Raw genomic sequence first — 21901 nt, forward strand, 5'->3', positions numbered from 1 at the left:
ATTAGATGTTATTATGATTTATCCTAAACCAGCCGGGTTTTATTATCCATTGTAAATTTAAAAAAAAGTGTACAAATGGCAAAGGGGGCGTTTACATTGGAAAATTGAAAGAATTATGGTTGTTCAGGGAATTTTGGTGTAACCTGAATACGTTCAGATCAGAATGAGAAAGAGGTTTTGCCATGCTTGGAACTGATATTGATGGAAGCCGGAAAATACGGCTGGGTATCGCGCGGTGTCTGCTTGGTGATCAGGTCCGCTATGATGGCGGGCACAAACTGGATCGCTATCTGCGGGATGTTCTTGGAGAATACGTGGAGTGGGTTCCCGTATGTCCGGAACTGGAGTGCGGTATGGGCGTGCCCCGTGAGGCCGTCAGGCTGGTGGGGGATGTAGAATCCCCGCGTCTGCTGGGGCGCAAGTCCGGAGAAGACTGGACAGAGCGTATGCAGGAATGGGGGCGTGGACGTCTGGAGTTGCTTGAAAAGGAGGACCTGTGCGGATTTATCTTCAAGCACGGGTCGCCGTCCAACGCCATGGGACGAATGAAGGTCTTCCAGCATAACGGAGGCGTCCTGTATACCGGAGTAGGGATATGGGCGCGCATGGTCATGGACCACTTACCGCAGTTACCCTTTGAAGATGACGGGCGGCTGCATGACAATTCCATACGCGAAAATTTTATTACCAGAGTGTTTACCTTCAAGCGCTGGAAGGATTCGGCCGGGAAGGAGCGGACTCCGGGAGCTCTGGTCAGGTTCCATTCCAGGCACAAAATGCTGATAATGGCCCATAATGAAAAGATATATCGGGAAATGGGAAAGCTCGTGGCTGCTGCAGGTTCTCCCGGGCATGACGGGATTTATGCAGAATATCTGGAAATGCTGCTTCGGGCATTGAGCTACAGGCCGACCGTAAAAAAACATGTCAACGTCCTTACCCATGCGCTCGGACATTTCAAAAAGGACATCAGTCCCGATGAAAAGCAGGAAATGCTGGAATTGATCGAGCAGTACAGAAACGGGCTGGTGCCGCTGATAGTTCCTGTGACCCTGCTCAATCACCATGTGCGCCGACACGGCAAGGAATATCTGGCCGAGCAGTTCTACCTGCACCCGTACCCGGCGGAATTGATGTTGAGAAACCATGTCTGAGCCATTGAGGGTGAAAATGGAAGATCTTTTAATTACGGAACAGGAACGGGGGGAGCATACGATCTGTGTTCTGGGAGCAACCGGTTACGTCGGCGGGCGTCTGGTTCCTCTGCTGCTGGAGCGCGGCTGGAGAGTTCGCGCGGTGGGCAGGTCCATGGCCAAGCTGAAATGCCGTGCTTATGCCGGTCATGAGCGTTGCGAACTGGTCGAGGCCGATCTGTTTGACGGGAAATCCTTGTCCCGCGCCCTCGATGGCTGTTTCGCTGCCTATTATCTGGTCCATTCAATGCAGACCGGAGCCGGGGATTTTGCACAGAAGGACCGGATTGCCGCAGAGAACACCCGCCTTGCAGCTGATGAAACCGGTCTTTCCCGGCTGATCTATCTTGGCGGGATGATACCGGATGACCCCAACATCAGCCATCATCTGGAGTCGCGTGCTGAAGTAGGGCAGATACTCTCTTCCGGACGGGTTTCCTGCACTGTTTTCAAGGCTGCGGTAATACTTGGCTCCGGCAGTGCTTCATTTGAAATATTGCGGTATCTTGTGGACCGCTTGCCGGTGATGCTGACCCCGAAGTGGGTGAGGGTGGAGAGCCAGCCCATCAGTATTCGGGACGTGCTTTTCTATCTTGCAGGGTGTCTGGATTATCCCGAGACGGCCGGGGACAGTTTCGATATCGGAGGGCCTTACATTGAAACTTACGAGAAACTGTTCTGTATTTATCAGGAAGAGGCCGGTTTGCGTAAACGGCTGATTATACCGGTACCATTTCTTTCCCCGAAGCTTTCCTCCTTCTGGCTCGGGCTTGTTTCGCCTGTTCCTGTGGCTCTGGCCCGCCCCCTGATACTTGGGCTGCGCAACCGGGTAGTCTGCAAGGATTTCCGCATCCGCAAGATAATGCCCTGCGAACTTACCGACTGCCGATCAGCCATACGCAAGGCGCTTGAAAAGATTGACCAGCAAGTGGTTGATACATGCTGGTCCGATGCCGGAGGGCTTGTTACCCCTGAGTGGGCCGTATGCGGCGATGCAGGTTATAGCGGGGGAACGGTCTATCATTCGGCCTACCGGATCAAACTGGAAGGCGGGCGAGGCAGGCTGTGGGAAAGGATCATGTCCATCGGCGGAGAAGAAGGCTGGTACTGTTGCGACTCTCTGTGGTCCATCAGAGGCTGGATGGACAAGCTGGTCGGCGGTGTGGGATTACGCCGCGGGCGCAGGCATCCTTCTGAGGTCGACGTTGGAGACGCCCTTGACTTCTGGCGGGTGCTTGATGTTCAGCCCGGAGAAAGGCTGCTCCTGCTGGCGGAGATGAAGCTTCCCGGTGAAGCCCTGCTTGAATTTCAGCTTGAGCAGACCTTCGTGGGCGATACCGTGCTGACCATGACCGCAAGATTCCTTCCGCGCGGATTGGGCGGCATTCTATACTGGTGGGCAGTATATCCCCTGCATTCTGTCGTTTTCAAAGGAATGGCCCGTGCTTTGGCCCGGAAGAGCGGATGCCGAATTCTGGAAGGTCCGGAGCTCGTGGACGGGCCTGCCCCGCGTTGCAGAATTCCGGGCGTGGAGTAGATTATTCATGGGTGCAGTTGATCAAAAGAGAATCTATTCGCTTAACCACGGAAAGGATACCGGCGGGCCGGTCATTTACTGGATGGGTCGTGAGCAGCGGGTTCAGGACAACTGGGGACTTCTGCATGCCCGTTCTCTGGCCGGTGATTCAAGGGAAGTGCGGGTGGTTTTCTGTCTGGTGCCTTCTTATCTAGGAGCAACCCTGCGTCATTACGATTTCATGCTCAAAGGGCTTGAGCAGGTTGAAGCGGGTCTTGCGAAGCTTGGCATTCCCTTTACTTTGAAGTTGGGCCTTCCGGACCGGGAACTTCCGCTTCTGGTGAAGGAGCTGGGGGCCGGAATTGTTGTCTCGGATTTTGACCCGCTGCGGGTCAGGCGTGGCTGGCATGCCGCTGTCGGCAGGGAAATTGATGTTCCGCTGGTGGAAGTGGACGGGCATAACGTGGTCCCGGCCCGTTTTGTTACGGACAAGCTGGAGTACGCCGCCCGGACCATCCGTCCGAAAATACAGCGTCTTTTGCCGGAATTTCTCACCTCTTTTCCCAAACTTAAGGGCATGCCCGGTTCCCGTGTGGTTGACCCGGCAGTGGACTGGAAATCCGTGCGGGAATTTATCGACGTAGATTGCTCGGTAGGTCCGGTGGACCTCGAACCGGGGGAAGCGGCAGGCCGTCGTGCACTGGATGAATTTGTTGCCCGCAGGTTGAAAGGCTACGGGACCGGACGCAACGATCCCAATGCAGGGGCAACTTCAGGTCTTTCCCCCTATTTCCATTTCGGACAACTGGCCCCGCAGAGGGCCGCATTGGAAGTGGCTTTCAGCGGAGTGGGTGAGGATCAGCAGGCTTATCTTGAAGAACTGATCATACGCCGGGAGCTGTCGGATAATTTCTGCCTGCATACGCCGGAGTATGATTCGCTGGAAGGAGCTCCTGAATGGGCCCGCAGGGTTCTGGATGAATGCAGCGGGGATGTGCGTGCCTATCTTTATTCCTATGATGATTTTGAGAAAGCGCAGACCCATTCGGCACTCTGGAACGCGGCCCAGAACCAGCTTGTTGTTTCCGGGCGGATGCATGGTTACATGCGTATGTACTGGGCCAAGAAAATTCTCGAATGGTCCGCATCTCCCGCCGAGGCCCTGAGAACAGCAAATGCCCTGAATGACCGGTTCGCACTGGACGGGCGCGACCCCAACGGCTACGTGGGAACACTCTGGTCTGTTGCCGGGCTGCATGACCGTCCGTGGAAACGGCGTCCTGTTTTCGGCTCCATCCGGTACATGAATGAAAAGGGCTGTCGCAGGAAATTTGACGTGGATATGTATGTGAAGAAGTGGGGACAGTGAAGGCAGGGCGAAGCCGTAGTGCGGGATTTTTTCCGTATTCAGCAGAAAGATCTAAATAAGCAGGTGGGTTGGAGATCTCCATTTCTGAGCAAAAATAGATGTCGGAACCATTAAAACGTGTTATTGTTGTTTTGTTAATAACTTTAACCCGTTTTATGGAGGTTCATTATGGCTAATATGGATTATCCGGGCCCCTGCCCCAGTTGTATCGGCATTGATGGCTGCAGCACGGAAGAATCAAAGAAGCAGGCTGTGAATCATTACTGCAAGGGTCTGGAGATGGAACTCAACTCCTGGAAGGCCCGCCTTTACGATGTCCTCGCCGATGATAAGTCCGGAAATCTGGGAGATCAGATAGTACTGCTCAAGTCCACAATGAAAGAGCTTGAGGCTGTAGTTGAGCAGATGAAGGATGTCTGCCCCACCAGTCTGGGCGAGCAGGAAAAAGTTATTTCCGGAAAGCTTGAAGATCTGCGTGTTCATTATACCAAGGCTATGGAAGTGCTGGCTCCCGGCTGGTTCGGCGGTTAGTCCTGTGTCATTTTAATTGAATGTTTGAAGGCCGTCTCTGTGAGGCGGCCTTTTCTGTTTGTCACATCAGGATTACTTGACTTGGTTGTATAGATAAAATAGCAAGTCTGTTTTGAGGCCTGATTTTTAGAAAAGCGAACCTTTAATCGAGGGTTTTTATGAAAAATAGTCTTGTGATGTAATCCGTCTGCTGGACGGCTTGCGTGTCACAGCGGACGGAGGAACACCTGTTGGTATTCGGAAACGCCATGAGCGTTGAATTTTAATCTTTTTACAGGAAGTTCCAATGACACATTTTAAATACAGCAAGTCGGTTAAGTATACTGATCTGGAAACAATCTACGCCCAGTGCAGCGGTCCCGGAGGACTGAAACTCACCGAGTTCATGGCGGAAAAGATGGGAGTGTCCCGCGGGGAACGCATTCTTGATGTCGGCTGCAACCGTGGCATTCAGTCCTGTTTTCTTGCAAAGGAATACGGTGTTCAGGTTGTAGGCATTGATCCGTGGGATGACCGTATGGACGGAAGGCCCATGGTTGAACACGCGAGGGAGAACGCTTCCAAATGGGGTGTGCCTGAAATGGTTCTGGCCCAGAAGATAGGGCTGCCGGAGTCACACTATGCTTCAGAGTCATTTGACCGGGTATATTCGACGACGGCCCTTGAGATGGTGCGGAATCTGTCCGGTGAGGATGGATACCTGCAGTGTCTCAAGGAAATTAGGCGTGTCCTTAAGCCCGGAGGAGTGTTCGGTCTTGGCGAGCCAATGCACCTTGATGTGCCTATCCCCGATGACCTGAGACCGTACGTGACCCGGGATGAGTTTCCGTGGGCGGAATGTTTTCGGGATGTCCGGCACTCTGCGGAGGAGGTCCGGTCTGCCGGTTTCGACTTGCTCGAATACGGTTATGTCCCGGACGCAAAGGACTGGTGGGCCGAGTATGCCCAGCACGACCCTTTCTGCAAGGATGATCCGCAGGGAGACCCGTTGACGCTGAAGATTGACAACGGGCGCTGGGTCAGTTTCGGTTACATTATAGCACGCAGGATGTGATCTTGTTGATCTGATCGACGGGCAGTCTGACCGTATGGCCGGGTGCCCGTATTTCTTTCGGGATCAGTTGAAGCACATGGGGCAGCTGTCCCGTTCCCTTTCGGAAAACTTGCGCAGGCATCGCAGGTTCTGAGAGTCTTCAATGTTATCCCTGGTGATGATTCTAACCGGGCATTCCATTTCAGGGACAATCTGCTTGCCCTCAAGCAGTTCCAGAGCCGTGCGGACCCCCATATAACCCATTGCAAACGGGACCTGCGTGATCAGTGCGCTTACCCGGCCGGATTCTATCCCTTCCAGAAGAGTGCTGCTGTAATCGAAGCCGACAAAGGGCAGCCCGTTGATTTCCTGTTTATTCAGCGCCTGAAGAACCCCTTCGGAGGAGACTTCATTCACTGCAAATATCCCGGCGAGTGAGTTGGTGTTCCTGATGATCTCTTTTGCGGCAAGTTCAGCTTCTTTTCCTGTTCCTTCCAGTATATTCATTCTTATTACGGACATCCCCGGAGCCAGTTCATTGATTCCGTCAATGAATCCCTGCTCCCTTTCCGATACGGAGCTGCTGTCCGGCATACTGCCCATAAGCAGCAGGGGACCTTTTTTATGTATCTTTTGCAGTAGAAGTTTTGCACCGATTTTTCCAGCCTTGTAATTATCCGTTGCGATAAAACTATGCTGTTTTCCGGCGGAAGTACGGGAATCAATTACAATGACTTTTATGCCCGCAGCCATGGCCTTTTCTATACTGGAATTCAGCTTGCTTTTGTGCGTCGGGGCTATCACTATTGCATCTACTTTCTTGTCGATGTAAAAGTCCATAAGATGTTTTTGAGCTTCAGTCTTGTTTTCCACTCTTGGGCCGCGCCATATAATTGTGGCATTATTGTCCTGTATTGCTGTATGTGCTCCGACACAAACTATTTTCCAGAAATGCGGCAGGGTGGCTTTAGGGATAACTGCAATCGTTAAGTTGTCAAATGCATAAGATGGGGCAGTAAATACTGCCGTGACCAGAAATATTGATATTATTGCAGTTGAAAATAAACGGACTGTTTTGGAAATCAGTAATGAAGTTGCTGAATAAAGCGTGCGTTTGTATATAAATATATTTACGAACATTGAATGTTTGTTCTTTTGAAGTGAACGTATGCAGCCTTTATGATATGCGTGTTTGTCTGCCGTTTCAATCCTTTTTATTATACTTGTTTGTAAACGTTGAAGTTATAAAATATTGTAACTCATTTTATTGAGGTGCTTATGAGAAAGACTGTTCTGTTGGTTTTTGCATCGGTGGTTTTCTGGTCAGGTGCTCTTTGCACATTGGGGGAAATTGAAAGCCTCGCCGGGGAGTTGCCCAGTGGTTTCAGCTATCTGGATGAAGTTGTGTCCGGTGGTGTCTATGATGTCCGCTATTTCGGCAGTAATAATTTTGTTGGGAAACGTATTGATGGCTATGGGGTAGCCAGGATCATCCTCACAAAACCGGCGGCCGCAGCCCTTGCTGCAGTCCAGCAGGACCTTGCTCCTTTCGGGCTTGGACTGAAGTTTTTCGACGGCTATCGTCCTCAACGGGCTGTGCTTCATTTCGTGCGCTGGGCAGAGAATCTGAATGATACCCGTATGAAGAATCGTTTCTACCCGGATGTGCAGAAAAAGAACCTGTTCCGGGATGGGTATATAGCAGCCAGGTCCGGACATTCCAGAGGTTCAACTATTGATCTCACAATAGTTTCCCTTGATACAGGAGCTGAACTCGATATGGGTACTCCGTTCGATTATTTCGGCCCCCGTTCATGGCCTGACAACAGGGATATGCCTGTTCAGGCTCGGTGTAACCGCGCGCTGCTCCGGCAGGCCATGTTGCGTAACGGATTCCGTCCCCTCAAAGAGGAATGGTGGCATTTTACCCTTCGTGATGAACCTTTTCCAGAAACCTATTTCGATTTCCCGGTCGAGTAGCATCTGCTGAATAAATGCAGGAAAACTTCTTTTCCTGCATTTATTTTTGATAGCTGTTGACTTTATAGGCACAAGCACCATTTATTTAGTAATAGCTACTAATACTGATGAGGTGTGTAATGAAATTTAAAAGTTCAGTCGTTCTGGCTGTCGGGCTGCTATTTCTGGGGCTCTACGCTTCTGTGGCGCTGGTAGCTTTCACTCAGGAGATGGAAATGAACAAGGGGAAGAATATAGAAATTGCGACTCTGGCAGGAGGATGCTTCTGGTGTGTCGAGTCGGATCTCGAAAAGGTGAATGGGGTTGTCGAAGTTGTTTCCGGCTACGCCGGTGGGCATGTGGATAATCCATCGTACGAACAGGTGAGCTCAGGACGAACCGGGCACCTTGAGGTTGTGCAGGTTCATTTTGATTCGCAGGTGGTCAGCTATGAACAGGTGCTGGATGCTTTTCTGAAGCACCATGATCCGACAGATTCTTCAGGATCATTCAATGATCGTGGTGAGCAGTATACTTCGGCTATATTCTATCACGACGAGGAACAGAAGAGGATTGCGGAAAGAGTGCTGGCAGGGCTGGACGCATCCGGTGTTTTTGGAAGGCCTCTTGCCACAAAGTTGATTCCTTTCAAGGAGTTCTTCCCTGCTGAAGAGTATCATCAGGATTACTACAAGAAGAATCCGTTGCGCTACAACTGGTACCGTTTCAACTCCGGCAGGGATTCATTTATTGAGGATCATTGGGGAAAGAAGACGTCAGAAATAAACACCCCAAAGAGTGTTGACGGGTATGTCCGGCCAAGTGACGAGGATCTCCGGAAGAAGCTGAGTCCGTTGCAATTCGAGGTTGTTCGGCGTGAAGGTACGGAACCCTCTTTCAATAACGAGTTCTGGGATAACAAGAAGCCCGGAATATATGTTGATATTGTCTCAGGTGAACCTCTCTTCAGTTCGTCCGACAAGTTTGATTCCGGGACAGGATGGCCCAGTTTCACACGGCCGATTGATGCTGGTGCAGTGGTTGAAAAGGATGACAATTCACTTTTCATGCGCAGGACGGAAGTCCGTTCGCACAAGGCCGATTCCCATCTCGGACATGTGTTTGACGATGGCCCGAAGCCTACCGGATTGCGTTATTGCATAAATTCTGCCGCGCTGCGTTTTATTCCAAAGGAAGAAATGGAGCAGCAGGGATATGGGAAGTATCTTCGCCTCCTTGAATAGGTGGCTGTTTGATTGATGCAGGCAGGGTCGTCTAAATGGCGGCCCTTCTTTTTTTTGAGGTTTCGCAGTGCCGTATTGTTGTGTATGGTGTTCAAAATATAAAACCCAAACCTCGAACGGTTATGTGCCTGCTTTCAATCATCATCCCCAACTATAATTACGGACGTTTTTCGGACCGTTTTTTCAGTTCCATTCAGGGGCAGACCATGTCGCTGGATGATGTCCAGATTCTTTTTGTGGACGACGGAAGCTCTGACGACTCCCTTGAGCAGGCAGGGAAATGGTCCGGGTTGATTAGGTGCGCCGGTTTTGAGATTTTTACTCCCGGACGTTCCGGCAGGCCTGGGCCGGTCAGGAATTTCGGTCTCGAGCGGGCTGCGGGAGAATATCTGGTCTGCCTTGATCCGGACGATACCTTTTCTCCGCAGTTTTTTGAAATGAGCCTTGGAGTCCTTCAGTCCGAGCAGAGCGTTGATCTTGTGTACACCGACTATCAGGAACGGGGACCGGGAGGGTGTCGGGAAGTAAGGCTCCCTGATTTCAAGCCGCTCTACCTCAGAAACCAGAACCCTGTCCCTCCTGCTGCGGTATTTCGGCGCAGGCTTTGGGAGGCCGGTGTCCGTTATCGGGACAACACCTCCTATGAAGATTGGGACTTCTGGATTCAGTGTCTTATGGCCGGAGCAAGATTCAGGCATCTTGCTGAAATTCTTTATACTTATGAAATTCACGGCAGTAATTTCTCCCGGCAGGCCGAAGAGGACGACGGTCCGTCCAAGGCCCGGATAGTGCTGAACAATCCTGGATTCTTTCATGATTCAGTCTTCCAATGGGCACGCGACCACCTGCGTGGAAGAGACTATGCTCCCGCATTCTCAAGGGGTTATATTCCTACCGCTGATGATATTGAGAAGGTTATGGCCTTGTTCAGGAATAAATAGTTCTGTTTTTAGTGGGAGTGCTTACTGTTATTTGTCCTGCCGCGTGCGACTCAATGAAATATTTTTGCTTAACGCAAAGTGATTGTCAGTTAGTATTTTCGTTTCGTTTTGCGAAATGAAAATGTTGTTCAGGATGCAAAAGTGTATTTGTCGGCGTTATAACGCTATGTGTGGCTATCCGCGTTCGATCATTCCCCTTGACAGCCTGACGCACCGTGTGCACAATTTGACGAATTTTGGTCATATTTGTGACATTGCCGAAAATGGCGGGGTGTTTCCGCTTACGTGGGCAATGGCAGAATCAGGCAACTTCCAGCAATCCGGCGGTTTTCATGAAAATAGGCTGTATCGGACCAACCGACTCAGTTCAGCTCGTAGAAGAGGTGGTGACTCGCCGCTGTCCGGAAATCGAGCTGATTTCCTATGTTCGTGAGCGGGCCGAGGATTCGTGGGAAGTGCTTGATCAGTGCCAGCGGGAAACTCAGGGAACCCTGTTTACCGGTATTGCGGTGCAGGAAGGTGCCAAGGCCCGCGGGAGCGTGACCAATCCTTACGAGCACATTCCGCGCGGCGGGTACAGCCTGCTGCGGGTGCTGTCCGAAATGCACCGCAAGGGCATAAAGTCCGGCAAACTCTCCATTGACGTGGTCAGCGACGACATTCTCGTTGAGGTTGTGAAGGAATTCGGCGTCGAGCTGGAAAGCGTCCACTCCATGCCGTTTGCCCTGTGCCGAAACGAGCAGGAATACTTTGACCGCCATGTTGAGCTTTACGAGTCCGGGCAGGTTGAGGCCATTGCTACCGGCTTCGGCTATGTGTTCAGTGAGTTGAAAAAACGCGGTCTGCCCGTATTCCGGCTGTATGCCAGCAACCTGCAGATTCACGATTCCATCTCCCGGCTGGTAAACCGCATCAAGACCCGCAACCTGCGCTCCGCCGGTATCGCCATACAGCTCATCAAGCTGAACTCCATTTCCCGCAGCTCCATAAATCAGTATGACGACATGAAAAACGGCGGCAGGTTCTATCTTGAGCTGTTGGAGTACGTGCGGGCCATTCAGGGCAGTCTCTTCAATTTCGGCACTGAAGAGCATGTTATCTTTTCCACCCGTGGGCTGATAGAAAGCGAACCGCACCGTGCCCATTTCATGCGTCTTTTATCCTGGGGACGCGAACGCAATATTATTTTTTCTTCCGGTATCGGTATCGGAGCTACTGCCTTTGAGGCTGAAAAGTCGGCCCGCAAGGCTCTTGATAATGCTTCAAAGCTTGCCAGGGGCGGGCTGTTTGTTGTCGAGGGCAAGCAGATTCGCGGCCCCATCGGAGAAGTGGACGAGCTTAGGTACCATACGCATGTGGTGGACGGGCGTCTGCTTGAGATTGCCGGTGAGATCGGGATAAGCCCCAGCTATCTGGACCGCATAAAGGCCCTGATGGAAAAGACCCGCAAGGATACGTTTGATTCTGTTGATCTTGCCGCATGTCTGGGTATTGGAGAGCGCAGTGCCCGGCGTGTGCTTAAGAAGTTTCTGGACAGCGGTTATGCCGAAGTCAACGGGAGCGAGGCCGGTCATAAGGTCGGGCGTCCCAAGAAGATGGTGCGAATTTTGATCTGATTGAAGGGAAATTTTTTTGGCGCTTTTTCGGACATATTTATGTCATGTCCGAAAAAGGCCGAAGCTCAAATCCGTCCCTTGATGCGGGCGGATGGGTGTGTGCTGGAGGAGTTGCCCGCTAGGGACTGTGTGTTTATCAACTTTCGGGCCGTCGCAGGGGGCGGCTGAAACAATGGAGTGTTTTATGAACGATGCTGTAAAGAACGTGAAACTGCATCTGGTCGTTCTGGCTCTGGTGGTTGTTTCCGAGCTGATCGGAATCATCACCTTCAAGGTCGGACCGGGCAAGCTGGTTCTGCTGCCCATGTTGTATGCGATGTTTATCGGTATTTTCCTCGGTCCTAAATTTTTCAAGATCGTAAAGGAAAAGGAAATGGTTCAGGCCAGTACCCTCGTAGGTCTGACCCTGCTCCTGCTCATGGCCCGTTACGGCACCCTCGTGGGTCCGAAATTCTACGATATTCTCAAGGCCGGCCCGGCCCTTATCCTGCAGGAGTTCGGAAACATCGCAACCCTGTTTGTAGGTATCCCCATTGCAATGTACCTCGGCCTCAAGCGTGAGGCGGTCGGTGCTGCCCACTCCATCGCACGTGAGCCCAACGTGGCCCTTATCGGCGATATTTACGGACTTGATTCCGCTGAAGGACGCGGTGTCATGGGTGTTTACATCTGCGGAACCGTTTTCGGAACCATTTTCTTCGGTCTCATGGCTTCCTTCCTCGCCGCGTTCAACATTTTCCATCCCTATGCACTGGCCATGGCTTCCGGCGTGGGCAGCGCAAGCATGATGACCGCTTCCATCGGCAGTCTCAGTGCCGCCTATCCCTCAATGGCACAGGAAATTCAGGCTTTCGGTGTTGCAAGTAACACCCTTTCCGGTATCGACGGCGTTTACATGTCCCTGATTCTGGCTCTGCCCCTTTCCAACAAGCTGTACAACTACCTGTACAAGATTAAATTCAATGAATCTCCGGAGGCCGTATAATGACCAAGCAGCAGAATATCATCGAGTCCGTCATTGTCCTGATCATCGTATCGCTGATGGTGCTTGTAGGGAACCATGTCGGCTTTCACAACAACATGGTTGAAGCTCTTCCCGGAATGGGAATCCTGCTGCTGCTCTGCGTTGCCGGTGTAGCTACCAACATGTTCGTGTTCAAGAAGATACCTTCGGTTCTTTTTGTAATCACCTACGGCGTTATAGTGACCGTGCCCGGATTCCCCCTTGCGGAAACCGTCAATGCCGCAGTGGCAAAGGTCCACTTTCTGGCTCTGACCACCCCCATCCTCGCATACGCCGGGGTCGCAATCGGTAAGGATCTTGATACCTTCAAGAAGAGCGGATGGCGTATTGTCGTGGTCAGCCTTTTTGTAATGATCTCCACTTACATTGCTTCCGCTGCAATCGCACAGGGAGTACTCAAGTTCATGGGAGACATATAGATGGCTTTGAATCCGGAAGTGCTGGCACTTCATGATGAAATGAAGGCCCTGCGTCGTCAGATTCATCAGAATCCCGAGGTCGGTCTGGATACTGTTGAAACAGTTAAACTGATCAAGTCCAGACTCGACGGGTATGGCATCTCCTGCGCTGATATTGGTGTGAATTCGCTTGTTGCCGAAATTAAAGGCGGAGAAGGGGATACCACCGTGGCTTTCCGTGTGGATATGGATGCCCTTGAGATGAGCGAGGAGAACGATTTCGCATACAAGTCCACGGTTGAAGGCAAGATGCACGCCTGCGGTCATGACGGGCACTGTACCTCCCTGATCGCTCTGGCCGGTTACCTTGCAAAGAATCGGGACTTCAACGGAACCGTGCTGCTTCTTTTCCAGTCCGGCGAGGAAGGCTACGAAGGCGCATTACGTGTGATCGAAGACGGTTTCTTCGATAAGTACAAGGTGGATTACCTGTTCGGTTTCCATGCCTGGCCCGGCCTGGAAGCTGGCAAGATAGCTGTTCACAACGGTGCCTGCATGGCTTCGGAAGACCGTTTCGAAGTACATGTTACCGGCAAGAGCGGTCATGCTTCCATGCCCCACGTCTGTAACGAGCCCTTTGCCGCTGTAGCTGACATAATCAAAGGACTGCAGACCATCGTAGCCCGCAAGATTCCCTCACATGAGCGCGGGGTGGTTTCCATCACCCAGGTGCACGGAGGAAGCCTGCGTAACGGTATCCCAGACAACGTAATGGTTCAGGGTAACGTGCGAACCTGCAACGAAAAGGTTCAGGACCTCATTGAGGATTCCATCGGGCAGGTGGTTAAAGGTGTTGGGGTCATGTACGGTGTCGAGGCTGAACTCGACTACGTGCGCAAACATCCGGTGTTGGTCAACACCACCCCGGAAATCGCCCTCAGGGCGGCTCAGAAGGTTGTCGGCGTTGAAAATGTCGTCACCGACATGGAATCCTCCATGGCTGCGGAAGATTTCGCCTTCTTCATGAAATACACCAAGGGCTGTTACGTCTGGATCGGCAACGGTGCGGACTCGGCTCCTCTGCATAACAGCAGGTTCGATTTTGATGATGATATCCTGCCCATAGCGGCAAGTTTCTTCATAACCGTAATAAATGAGCTGCTTTAAAGACAAGCGCGGGGCCAATGTTGGCCCCGCCTTGCACCCCTTCCCTGAATGCCTGCGGTGCTCCTGCGGGGCTGATTTTGATGCGCTTTGCGCTTTGGATGATCCGATTTCGCCGCCGGCGGCCAAAGGGTCCGCGACCCTTTGGAATCCCCATTAGTTTCAGTTTGTTATCCGTGTGGTTTTGACCTTTGGAAGCTTTGTTTCGGCGGAGTTGATGAAATGGCTGTATTTGCGGATGGGGTTGTCCGCCTGTCGGCCGCTCAAATATTCACCGAAAGATTCTCTTCTTGGATTTAATTCGTCACTGCGCACGATATTGTCTATTAACATAGATGGTTAATAGTGATTCATTTCATTCATTGCTGATAGTACAGGATATTATATGCAGTGATGATGAAGCAATTTGTCCGTTAATCCTTCTTAAATAGACTTTTAGGTGCTGATTGGGTACTCATTCAGAGGTAACCAGCCTATCTGAATGGAGAATTGCATGAAAATCATTCTGACCGGAATACTTGCCGCCTTATTTTTCAGTTCCACTTTTATTTTGAACAGAGCCATGAGTCTTGAAGGGGGCCACTGGGTCTGGTCGGCAAGTCTTAGGTATATGTGGATGCTGCTTTTTCTTGGGGTGGGGCTGTTGCTCTTTCGTAGAAAACTGCTCCTTGAATCTATTTCCCTCTACCGCAGGCATCTTGCGTTCTGGACTCTGGCGGGCGGGGTCGGATTTGCGGCCTTTTATGCCCTGATCACCTTCAGTGCGACATACGCTCCGGGCTGGGTCGTGGCTGCCACGTGGCAGACAACAATTCTTGCCACTCCGATTGTTCTGCTCGGATTCGGCAAAAAGATTCCAATGCGGGCGATGCTGCTGACCCTGATTATTTTTGCCGGGGTGCTTCTGGTCAATATTGAGAGCTTTGAGGAGAGTTCCCTGCGTTCCGTTCTGCTCGGAGCATTACCTGTTTTTGTGGCCGCTTTTGCCTATCCTTTCGGCAACCAGCTTGTATGGGAAGCCCGCAACGGTGGCGGCAGGATGATTCCCGGACTTGATTCCCCTGCAATGGATGATCCTTTCTGCAGAGTTCTGCTGCTTACGCTGGGTTCACTGCCGCTCTGGTTTGTTCTTATTCTGATTCAGTCCCCGCCTGCCCCGGCTGCCAGCCAGTTGCTCAATACCGCTCTGGTAGCCGTGTTCTCCGGGGTTGCCGCTACAAGTCTTTTTCTTTATGCCCGGCACAGTGCCACTAACGCAGCCGAGCTGGCAGCGGCGGACTGCACCCAGTCAATGGAGGTTGTATTTTCTTTGGTAGGTGAAGTGCTTTTCCTTGGTGGATCGCTGCCCGGTACGCTCGGCTGGGCCGGGATTGTCCTGACTATGGTCGGGTTGGTTCTCTACATTCGGGTTCAGAATGTGCGGTAGTGGTTTTAGCGTTCATCCCGCAGGCTTAACCGTCTGTAAATAGATGCCTTAATCATATCCCCGACTCAGGTTTACTTCCTGCCTTCAATATAATCAGCAGAACTTTTCATCTCCGCATAGAACATGCCCAGTGAGGCCATGAATGCGGTGTGGACTTCTGCCGGGTTTACGGCTTTCCCTTCAAATTCAAGAGCTGCTCCGCAGCAGGCATCATGTATCACGGTACATTTGTAGCCCAGATCGTTGGCCGCGCGGGTGGTTGCATCCACGCACATGTTGCTCATCATGCCGGTTATGACCAGTTCGGTTATGCCAAGATCTTCAAGCCTCTCCTGTAGCCCGGTTTCACGGAAGCTGTTCGGGTAATTTTTGATTACAACCGGCTCCCCGGCAATGGGGGCCACACACTCGTGTATCTGTACTCCGGGTGTTCCGGGGATGAAAAAGCTCGCCCCTTCCCGCACGGACTCATGCTGAATATGGATGATTGGCTGTCCGCTATCCCTGAAATGCGCAAGTATCTTTCCGGCGTTGGCTCCGGCTTGTGTACTGTTTTCAAGGGTAAATTTTCCATCGGGGAAATAATCATTCTGGATGTCGATGAGAATCAGTGCCTTATGGTTCATTGTCTGTCTCCTCTTGTCTGATAGGGCTGATTGTTTTGACATCTTCATAATGACTTCCGAGCGGAGTAATTAGAAGTGTCACTATTGACAATAAGCGTGCTTAAAACGACAATTGTCACCTACAGATGTAAGCCGCCGAAGGCATCCCCATGCACCTTTGTCCGAGTTACGTGAGTTATGCCTGATATTAAATTTCTTGCCTTTGACAACTGCATGGTTTCGGGGATTACCGGCCCTGTGGAAATCCTGAGTATAGCCAATTCCCTTGCCGGACCGGATGCGGACCGCGGGGGCCTGTTCACCGGACTTGAGTCCGTAAGTGCGGATGGTCGCCCGGTGGTAGGATTTGCGGGGATTCCGGTTCAGGTCAGTCGCCTGTTGTCGGAGTGTGTGCCGGATGTGCTGGTCATACCTCCCTGCTTCGGGGATATAGGTCCATTGCTGGCTGATTCCGGTCTGCGGCGGTCACTGGTTGCGCTGGCGGATTCCGGGACGGTCATCGCCACGGTTTGTGCAGGGTCATTCCTGCTGGCCGGGGCAGGGCTTCTGGATAACAGGCCGGCGACAACACACTGGAAACTTGCTGAGGATTTCAGGCTGCGTTTTCCTGCTGTTGACCTACAGCCCCGGCGGATGCTGATTGATGGCGGCGGCTATATCTGTGCAGGCGGGGCAATGGCCTGGCAGGATCTTGCCCTGCATCTGGTAGCCAGGTTCATGGGCCGCGAGGTTGCGTCAAATTGTGCCAAGGTGCTGGTGATGGATTCCACCCGCCACGTGCAGACCCCGTATTTCATGTTTGATCAACTTGATTCTGTGCCGGGTTTTGCTGACAGAAGCATAACAGCGGTTCAGAAGTGGATGCAGGATAATTACAGGCAGGGCGCGGCGGTGGAACAGCTTGCTGATCTTGCGGGGCTTGGGGTGCGAACCTTTCTGAGGCGTTTCAAACGTGCAACAGGAATGACTCCCAACAGCTATCTTCAGCAACTCAGGATTGAGGCCGCACGGCATCTGCTGGAGGTCAGTTCGGAAAGCGTGGATGAAATCACCGAACTGGTGGGATACGAGAACGTGTCCTCCTTCAGGAGGCTGTTCAAAAGCAGGACCGGGCTTAGTCCACGGGAGTACCGCAGCAGATTCAGCCGTGTGGAGTGAATAACTCCCGCTGCCTGTGTTGAGACTAATCAGCCGGTTTATTTGGTTTCGGAAGTATTTGGGGGAACAGGCTTGGGTATTCTTCTTCCCGGGGTCTGATATTCTTTTTTCATGTACGGCTTTCCGCCGAACGCCTGTCCGTATTCCAGCTTTTCAATGTCCAGGTCGCGCTTCTTGGCGTAGAGGAAACGAATCAGGTCGTACTCAAACGGCGAACCGGTCTGGTAGTAGCGGAATGGCACATTGGCGCGCATGTTCAGTCCGCGGATTGTGGCCTCGCCGATGCCGATGGCTGTGCGTCCTTCCTGAACCCCGGCAAGGTCGTATACCCAGTTCATTTCATACCACAGCAGCGCGAAGTCGCCGGTGTAACCTACTGTGTCGCGCACGTTGGACGGACCAAGGAAGGGCAGGACCAGATACTGTCCAGCAGGGGCTCCCCAGACGCCCAGTGTGTCGGCAAAACCGGTTTCCCGGCTGGGCAGTCCCATGTCAGTGGCAACGTCAAGTATGCCCAGAAGCCCGATGGAAGAGTTGATCACGAACCGGGAAAAGGCGGTAAAGGTGCGTTTCCCACTTACCTGCAGGATGCCGTTGGTGAAGGATTTCACCTCGTTCAGGTTGTTGATGGCATTGGTTACACCCTTGCGCACCGGGGACGGAAAAATCGTAGTGTAAACATCCACCGCAGGGATGTATATTGCCCTGTCGAACCGTGCGTTGAAGGAATATATATTCCGGTTCATGGCTCCCCACGGGTCGTATACTTCCAGAAAATCAAGGTCCGCTTCTTTTTTTATATTCGCCGCTGTTGTAGGCACACGGGAAACCGGGGCTATGAATCCCCTGGGGGCCAGCGACAGATCCGGGTCGGTTTTATTGATGGTGGCGCACCCTGCACTTAGAAGCAGTCCGGCCGCAAGGATTATGTTCAGGATGATTTTCATCATTGTCTGAGCATCTCCTGCGCTTTCAGGGCGAACGGTTTGAACATCAGGTTTCCGCAATGCCCTCCGTAGGGGAAGAGCACGGCCCGGTCCCCGAAGGTTTCACGAATGAATTTTACGTTGCTCTCGCTGAGGATGATGTCGTCTTCGTTGCCGATGACCAATATTTTATCAGTCTTGTTCAGGTAATCCCTGATTGAGTGCAGATCGCAGTTCTTGACCAGTTCGCCCTTGGTTGTGCCGGGAGTGTTGAACTGCAGGTAGGGAAGCAGGTATTCGTCGATATAGTCCGCAAACGTGATGGCCGCACTTGCCCGCATGTAGGGCATGAGGTTGTCGCCGATTGAGAGAGTCTTGTCCGCCGGGACAATGTAACCGGCATTGAGGCAAACATCGGAACTGAATATCATGCTGGCCGAGGTCATGCGGAAGGATGCGGCGATAATGGCCTTGAGGTCCATATGTGAAAAATTGGTGTGCTGCGAAAGTGCGTACAGAAAGTCGTCATCAAGGTCGACAACACTGGAGTGGATATATAACTGGGAAAAAGCCTCGATGAGTTCGTCAATAACCTGTCGAGGAGTTTTGCTTCCCAGATTTTCCGGGCTCAGCCAGGAATCAAAGCGCAGGGCTGATTCGTACAGGCTGACCGGGGGGTTGATCATCAACACGCGGCGGAAACAGAAGTCCCTGCGTTCCTCGTCCATCTTCGAGATGAAGGCCGAGTGCATGGCCCCCAGGCTGTAGCCGGTCACGTTCCAGCTTTTGATTTTGTACACCCCTTCAATATCGGCCTTGATCCACTTCATGACCCGGTACAGGTCTTCCGTGTCGTAGGGGATGTAACCGGGGGCGGCATGCTCGGATATGCCGACAACGAAGTTCATGTGCGTGGGTGATGAGAGGGCCACTACATGGAACCCTGCTTCGTAGAAAAGCTGGGTCAGAAATTTCATTTTTATTGAGTTGTGCTCCGACCCTGTTCCGGCAATGATGAAAACAAGAGGCGCTTCCTCTTCATGCATGGCCATGGTGTAGAAAAAATTTTCGTTGTACCAGAATATGTCCGGTATCCGGCGGTTATCAACAACAATATCGCATTGTTCTGTGTAGGCAGGATGTTCGAAGCGGAGAATCAGTTCCGGGGGAGTTCCGAAAATAGTGGCCTTGTAGGGGTCTTTGATGGGAAATTGTTCTGAAAAGGCCGGACTTGCTATGGCAAGCAGATAAAAAGACATCAGCAAAGCATATACGGTGATATAAATTGCTTTGCTGATGTCGGTTGTTTGCTTCTTCATGTTGCAACTGGTATCAGTCGCAGCACTTTTTGTAAATGGGTGGTGCTGAAATACAGTGTCTTGCCGTCAGATAAGCATTCGCGGTTCGGGCAGAATATCAACTATCCATCTGGTCCAGTCTTCGGGCTTGACCTGTTCCAGTATTTTCTGGGCCAGTTCATGCCCTTCAAACGGTTCCTTATAGTCGTCCAGCACTGTGGCCCCTTTGAAAACCGGGGTGTACTCACCTTTGGTGAACGGTTCAATGGTGAAGTCGAACATATCGATCAAATAACCGTCGAGGTTGCCCCAGGCTATCCAGTCGAAAGTTATCTCATATCCCGGCTTGGCGTGGCGGGAAAATCCTCTTACTTCGGCCGCTTTTTCTATGCCGTGTTCCTCGTCATCCATACGGAACAGCTCACCGGTGATTTCCACATGCGGTTCAAGCCCGATCATCTCGGTTACAAGGTCCTGAAATTGTTTAAGGGTGAGTATCTTGTTCATTCCTGTTGTTCCTTGGGTAGTTATCGTCGCGCTGCCCGGTGATACAGCTTTCCTGCTTTAAAGCCAATATGCGGTATGGGCAAAATGTATATCAGCTCGTGAGTCTGGTTTTCATGATTTTTATAATATAGCATGTGTGGGCTGCATGGCTTTAGTGAAATCAGGTTAAACCGGTAGGTTATTTTCATTAGAATACATCCGGTGATGACTGTAAGATTATAATTGGTTGAGTCTCGGTAGCTATGTCAATGGAGAAACAGAACAGATATGCACGATTGTTTTGTTCAATACCAAAAACCTAATTTGAGACTCACCGTTTTGACTGAATTATTTAAATATATTGTTGTTAAAAAGTGGATGTTCCTGCTTGCGGCCTGCGTGATTCTCATGCTTTTTACTTTGCTTGGTGCAGTGCTGTCTGTTCATTTGTATGCAGAAAGTGCTGTCCCGGATGATATTTTCTTTGTTACCGGTTTGTCTTTGCTGGCACTCTTTGCTGTGACCGTTTTCTTTTCCTGGTTTAGTTACTGTGTCCGAATCTGCAATCGTGACCTGCAGACCATGCATGATGAGTGGGAATCCATTTACGAGAACTGTCAGGTTGGAATCGCCTTTCTTAAAAACGGGCGGTACTTTGCCAAGGGCAACAAGCGGCTGGCAGAAATTTTCGGGTATGGCTCCGTTGATGGGATCGAAGGGCAGGACCTGCGGATTGTTCATCTGAGTGATGAGAGTTACAGGGAATTCGGTGAAAAATGCTACAACCATTTATCGCATGGTTCCCGCCTGCAGATCGAATACCAGCTCAGGAAGAAAGACGGAACCCCCATATGGTGCCAACTGTCTGGCAAGGCAGTGGATAAGTCTGACCCCGCTGATCTTGAAAAGGGTGTGGTCTGGATAATTGAGGACATTTCAAAGCGCAGGAAGCTGGAGGATGATCTCCGGAAACTGGCTGAAACCGACGAACTGACCGGGCTGCGCAACAGGCGCAGTTTCATGACCGCCGCAGGAGTCGAATTTGAACGGTTCAGCCGTTACAGCAGCCCGCTATCCCTGATTATGGTTGATATTGACTATTTCAAGCAGGTCAATGACACGTATGGGCACGCTGTGGGGGACACCGTTCTCAAGGAATTTGCAGCAATATGCCGGGAGCAGTTCAGGGGGGTGGATGTGGTCGGGCGTATCGGCGGTGAGGAATTTGCCATTCTGTTGCCATCAACCGGAATTGAAGACGCTTTGATGGTAGCTGAAAGGCTGCGCCGGGCCTGCAGGAGGGCGATGATTTATGCGGGAACTGAAAGACTGCAGATTTCCGCTTCATTCGGTGTTTCCTGTGCCGTAACTGATTCAGATGTAAAAAGCCTGATCCGGCGCGCGGATGAAGCCTTGTATCGGGCCAAGAGAAACGGGCGAGACCGGGTGGAAGCTTTTAGTGTGTCGGAATACGATGGTCCTCCGGATGTGTGAGAGGGCGTGCTGTGAACATTCCGTCTTTGTCCTTGTTAATGATGTTTTTGCCTTTTATTTTGAACTGTTGCTGCAAATATTTGGGGAATGATGCTGACATTCGGATATGATGATTTATAATATATAATGTAAGGTGAACGGATTTCACAGCTGGTGATCGGAGGCTGTAACTGCAGTAGCAGAAGGTCAGCAGTTTGATTCATGTCCGGGGAAAGGAACGGAAACCGCCCTGCAGAGAATTGATCGGCGGTTTAAATTGCGGGTTGTCCAATCTGTCTGGAGCGGATGAAGGTTGAAAATTGCTGCGGCTGATGATGGAAGTAATGGTTTTCTTCAAGGCGGCAATTGTAGCTCTTTCGAGAGGCAGAAGGCTCCATGGCGAATTCGTAGAGTTCTCCCCAGACCATAAGGCCGGAGAAGATAGAGCAGGATCCAGTCGGTCCGGTTTTTTTAAAGATGCCGGCACGGAGCAGTAGCAGGTTCCGTATAATTCACCAGC

General features: G+C 51.4%; 20 protein-coding genes. 15 read left to right on the forward strand and 5 right to left on the reverse strand.

Going from position 1 to position 21901, the window contains the following annotated elements; genetic code table 11:
* Nucleotides 1-182: 182 nt before the first annotated feature.
* The 5 genes from N7E73_RS13305 (at nucleotide 183) to N7E73_RS13325 (ending at nucleotide 5663) form a co-directional block, all read left to right on the forward strand.
* Nucleotides 183-1154: a YbgA family protein gene (locus N7E73_RS13305; RefSeq protein WP_432735346.1), complete on the forward strand. Its 972-nt coding sequence runs from the start codon at nucleotides 183-185 to the stop codon at nucleotides 1152-1154.
* Between the two features lie 16 nt (nucleotides 1155-1170).
* Nucleotides 1171-2730 carry an SDR family oxidoreductase gene (locus N7E73_RS13310; RefSeq protein ID WP_432735347.1) on the forward strand — a complete coding sequence of 520 codons (1560 nt, stop codon included), beginning with the start codon at nucleotides 1171-1173 and terminating at the stop codon, nucleotides 2728-2730.
* A 7-nt stretch (nucleotides 2731-2737) separates the two neighbouring features.
* Nucleotides 2738-4078, forward strand: coding sequence for a deoxyribodipyrimidine photo-lyase (locus tag N7E73_RS13315; RefSeq protein WP_432735348.1), 1341 nt, complete (start codon nucleotides 2738-2740; stop codon nucleotides 4076-4078).
* Between the two features lie 168 nt (nucleotides 4079-4246).
* A complete protein-coding gene (locus N7E73_RS13320; protein ID WP_432735349.1) occupies nucleotides 4247-4609 on the forward strand; it encodes a hypothetical protein in 363 nt (120 codons plus the stop codon).
* Between the two features lie 286 nt (nucleotides 4610-4895).
* Nucleotides 4896-5663 (forward strand): SAM-dependent methyltransferase, encoded by a 768-nt coding sequence (locus N7E73_RS13325; RefSeq protein ID WP_432735350.1) that lies wholly within the window; start codon nucleotides 4896-4898, stop codon nucleotides 5661-5663.
* A gap of 63 nt (nucleotides 5664-5726) precedes the next feature.
* Here the strand turns inward: N7E73_RS13325 and N7E73_RS13330 are convergent, their stop codons facing one another.
* Nucleotides 5727-6782, reverse strand: a complete 1056-nt coding sequence (locus tag N7E73_RS13330; protein ID WP_432735351.1) for a substrate-binding domain-containing protein — start codon at nucleotides 6780-6782, stop codon at nucleotides 5727-5729.
* Between the two features lie 138 nt (nucleotides 6783-6920).
* Here N7E73_RS13330 and N7E73_RS13335 point away from each other — a divergent pair, with 138 nt between their 5' ends.
* From N7E73_RS13335 to N7E73_RS13370, 8 genes are all read left to right on the forward strand, one after another.
* Nucleotides 6921-7622, forward strand: coding sequence for a M15 family metallopeptidase (locus N7E73_RS13335; protein ID WP_432735352.1), 702 nt, complete (start codon nucleotides 6921-6923; stop codon nucleotides 7620-7622).
* Between the two features lie 119 nt (nucleotides 7623-7741).
* Entirely contained in the window at nucleotides 7742-8845 is a 1104-nt protein-coding gene (gene msrB, locus N7E73_RS13340; protein WP_432735353.1) for a peptide-methionine (R)-S-oxide reductase MsrB, read from the forward strand.
* A gap of 122 nt (nucleotides 8846-8967) precedes the next feature.
* Nucleotides 8968-9786: a glycosyltransferase family 2 protein gene (locus N7E73_RS13345; RefSeq protein ID WP_432735354.1), complete on the forward strand. Its 819-nt coding sequence runs from the start codon at nucleotides 8968-8970 to the stop codon at nucleotides 9784-9786.
* A gap of 332 nt (nucleotides 9787-10118) precedes the next feature.
* Nucleotides 10119-11402, forward strand: a complete 1284-nt coding sequence (locus tag N7E73_RS13350; protein ID WP_432735355.1) for a hypothetical protein — start codon at nucleotides 10119-10121, stop codon at nucleotides 11400-11402.
* A 184-nt stretch (nucleotides 11403-11586) separates the two neighbouring features.
* Nucleotides 11587-12387 carry a DUF3100 domain-containing protein gene (locus N7E73_RS13355; RefSeq protein WP_432735356.1) on the forward strand — a complete coding sequence of 267 codons (801 nt, stop codon included), beginning with the start codon at nucleotides 11587-11589 and terminating at the stop codon, nucleotides 12385-12387.
* Entirely contained in the window at nucleotides 12387-12845 is a 459-nt protein-coding gene (locus N7E73_RS13360; RefSeq protein ID WP_432735357.1) for a hypothetical protein, read from the forward strand. Before N7E73_RS13355 ends, N7E73_RS13360 begins: the two co-directional genes overlap by 1 nt.
* Nucleotides 12846-13991: an amidohydrolase gene (locus tag N7E73_RS13365; protein ID WP_432735358.1), complete on the forward strand. Its 1146-nt coding sequence runs from the start codon at nucleotides 12846-12848 to the stop codon at nucleotides 13989-13991.
* Nucleotides 13992-14481: 490 nt separating this feature from the next.
* Nucleotides 14482-15414, forward strand: a complete 933-nt coding sequence (locus tag N7E73_RS13370) for a DMT family transporter (protein ID WP_432735359.1) — start codon at nucleotides 14482-14484, stop codon at nucleotides 15412-15414.
* Between the two features lie 71 nt (nucleotides 15415-15485).
* Here the strand turns inward: N7E73_RS13370 and N7E73_RS13375 are convergent, their stop codons facing one another.
* A complete protein-coding gene (locus tag N7E73_RS13375; RefSeq protein ID WP_432735360.1) occupies nucleotides 15486-16040 on the reverse strand; it encodes a cysteine hydrolase family protein in 555 nt (184 codons plus the stop codon).
* A gap of 177 nt (nucleotides 16041-16217) precedes the next feature.
* On the opposite strand from N7E73_RS13375, the gene N7E73_RS13380 reads away from it, so the two are divergent.
* Nucleotides 16218-17198, forward strand: coding sequence for a GlxA family transcriptional regulator (locus N7E73_RS13380; RefSeq protein ID WP_432735361.1), 981 nt, complete (start codon nucleotides 16218-16220; stop codon nucleotides 17196-17198).
* A 38-nt stretch (nucleotides 17199-17236) separates the two neighbouring features.
* Here N7E73_RS13380 and N7E73_RS13385 read toward each other — a convergent pair whose 3' ends face one another.
* The 3 genes from N7E73_RS13385 to N7E73_RS13395 form a co-directional block, all read right to left on the reverse strand.
* Nucleotides 17237-18148 carry an MlaA family lipoprotein gene (locus tag N7E73_RS13385; RefSeq protein WP_432735362.1) on the reverse strand — a complete coding sequence of 304 codons (912 nt, stop codon included), beginning with the start codon at nucleotides 18146-18148 and terminating at the stop codon, nucleotides 17237-17239.
* Nucleotides 18145-19443, reverse strand: coding sequence for an alpha/beta hydrolase (locus N7E73_RS13390; protein ID WP_432735363.1), 1299 nt, complete (start codon nucleotides 19441-19443; stop codon nucleotides 18145-18147). The genes N7E73_RS13385 and N7E73_RS13390 overlap by 4 nt, the downstream gene beginning before the upstream one ends.
* Before the next feature lie 66 nt (nucleotides 19444-19509).
* Nucleotides 19510-19929: a hypothetical protein gene (locus tag N7E73_RS13395; protein ID WP_432735364.1), complete on the reverse strand. Its 420-nt coding sequence runs from the start codon at nucleotides 19927-19929 to the stop codon at nucleotides 19510-19512.
* A gap of 318 nt (nucleotides 19930-20247) precedes the next feature.
* On the opposite strand from N7E73_RS13395, the gene N7E73_RS13400 reads away from it, so the two are divergent.
* Nucleotides 20248-21402 (forward strand): diguanylate cyclase, encoded by a 1155-nt coding sequence (locus N7E73_RS13400; RefSeq protein ID WP_432735365.1) that lies wholly within the window; start codon nucleotides 20248-20250, stop codon nucleotides 21400-21402.
* The last annotated feature ends 499 nt before the right edge of the window (nucleotides 21403-21901 follow it).

The sequence above is a fragment of the Maridesulfovibrio sp. FT414 genome (assembly GCF_050916235.1).
Classification (GTDB): Bacteria; Desulfobacterota; Desulfovibrionia; order Desulfovibrionales; family Desulfovibrionaceae; genus Maridesulfovibrio.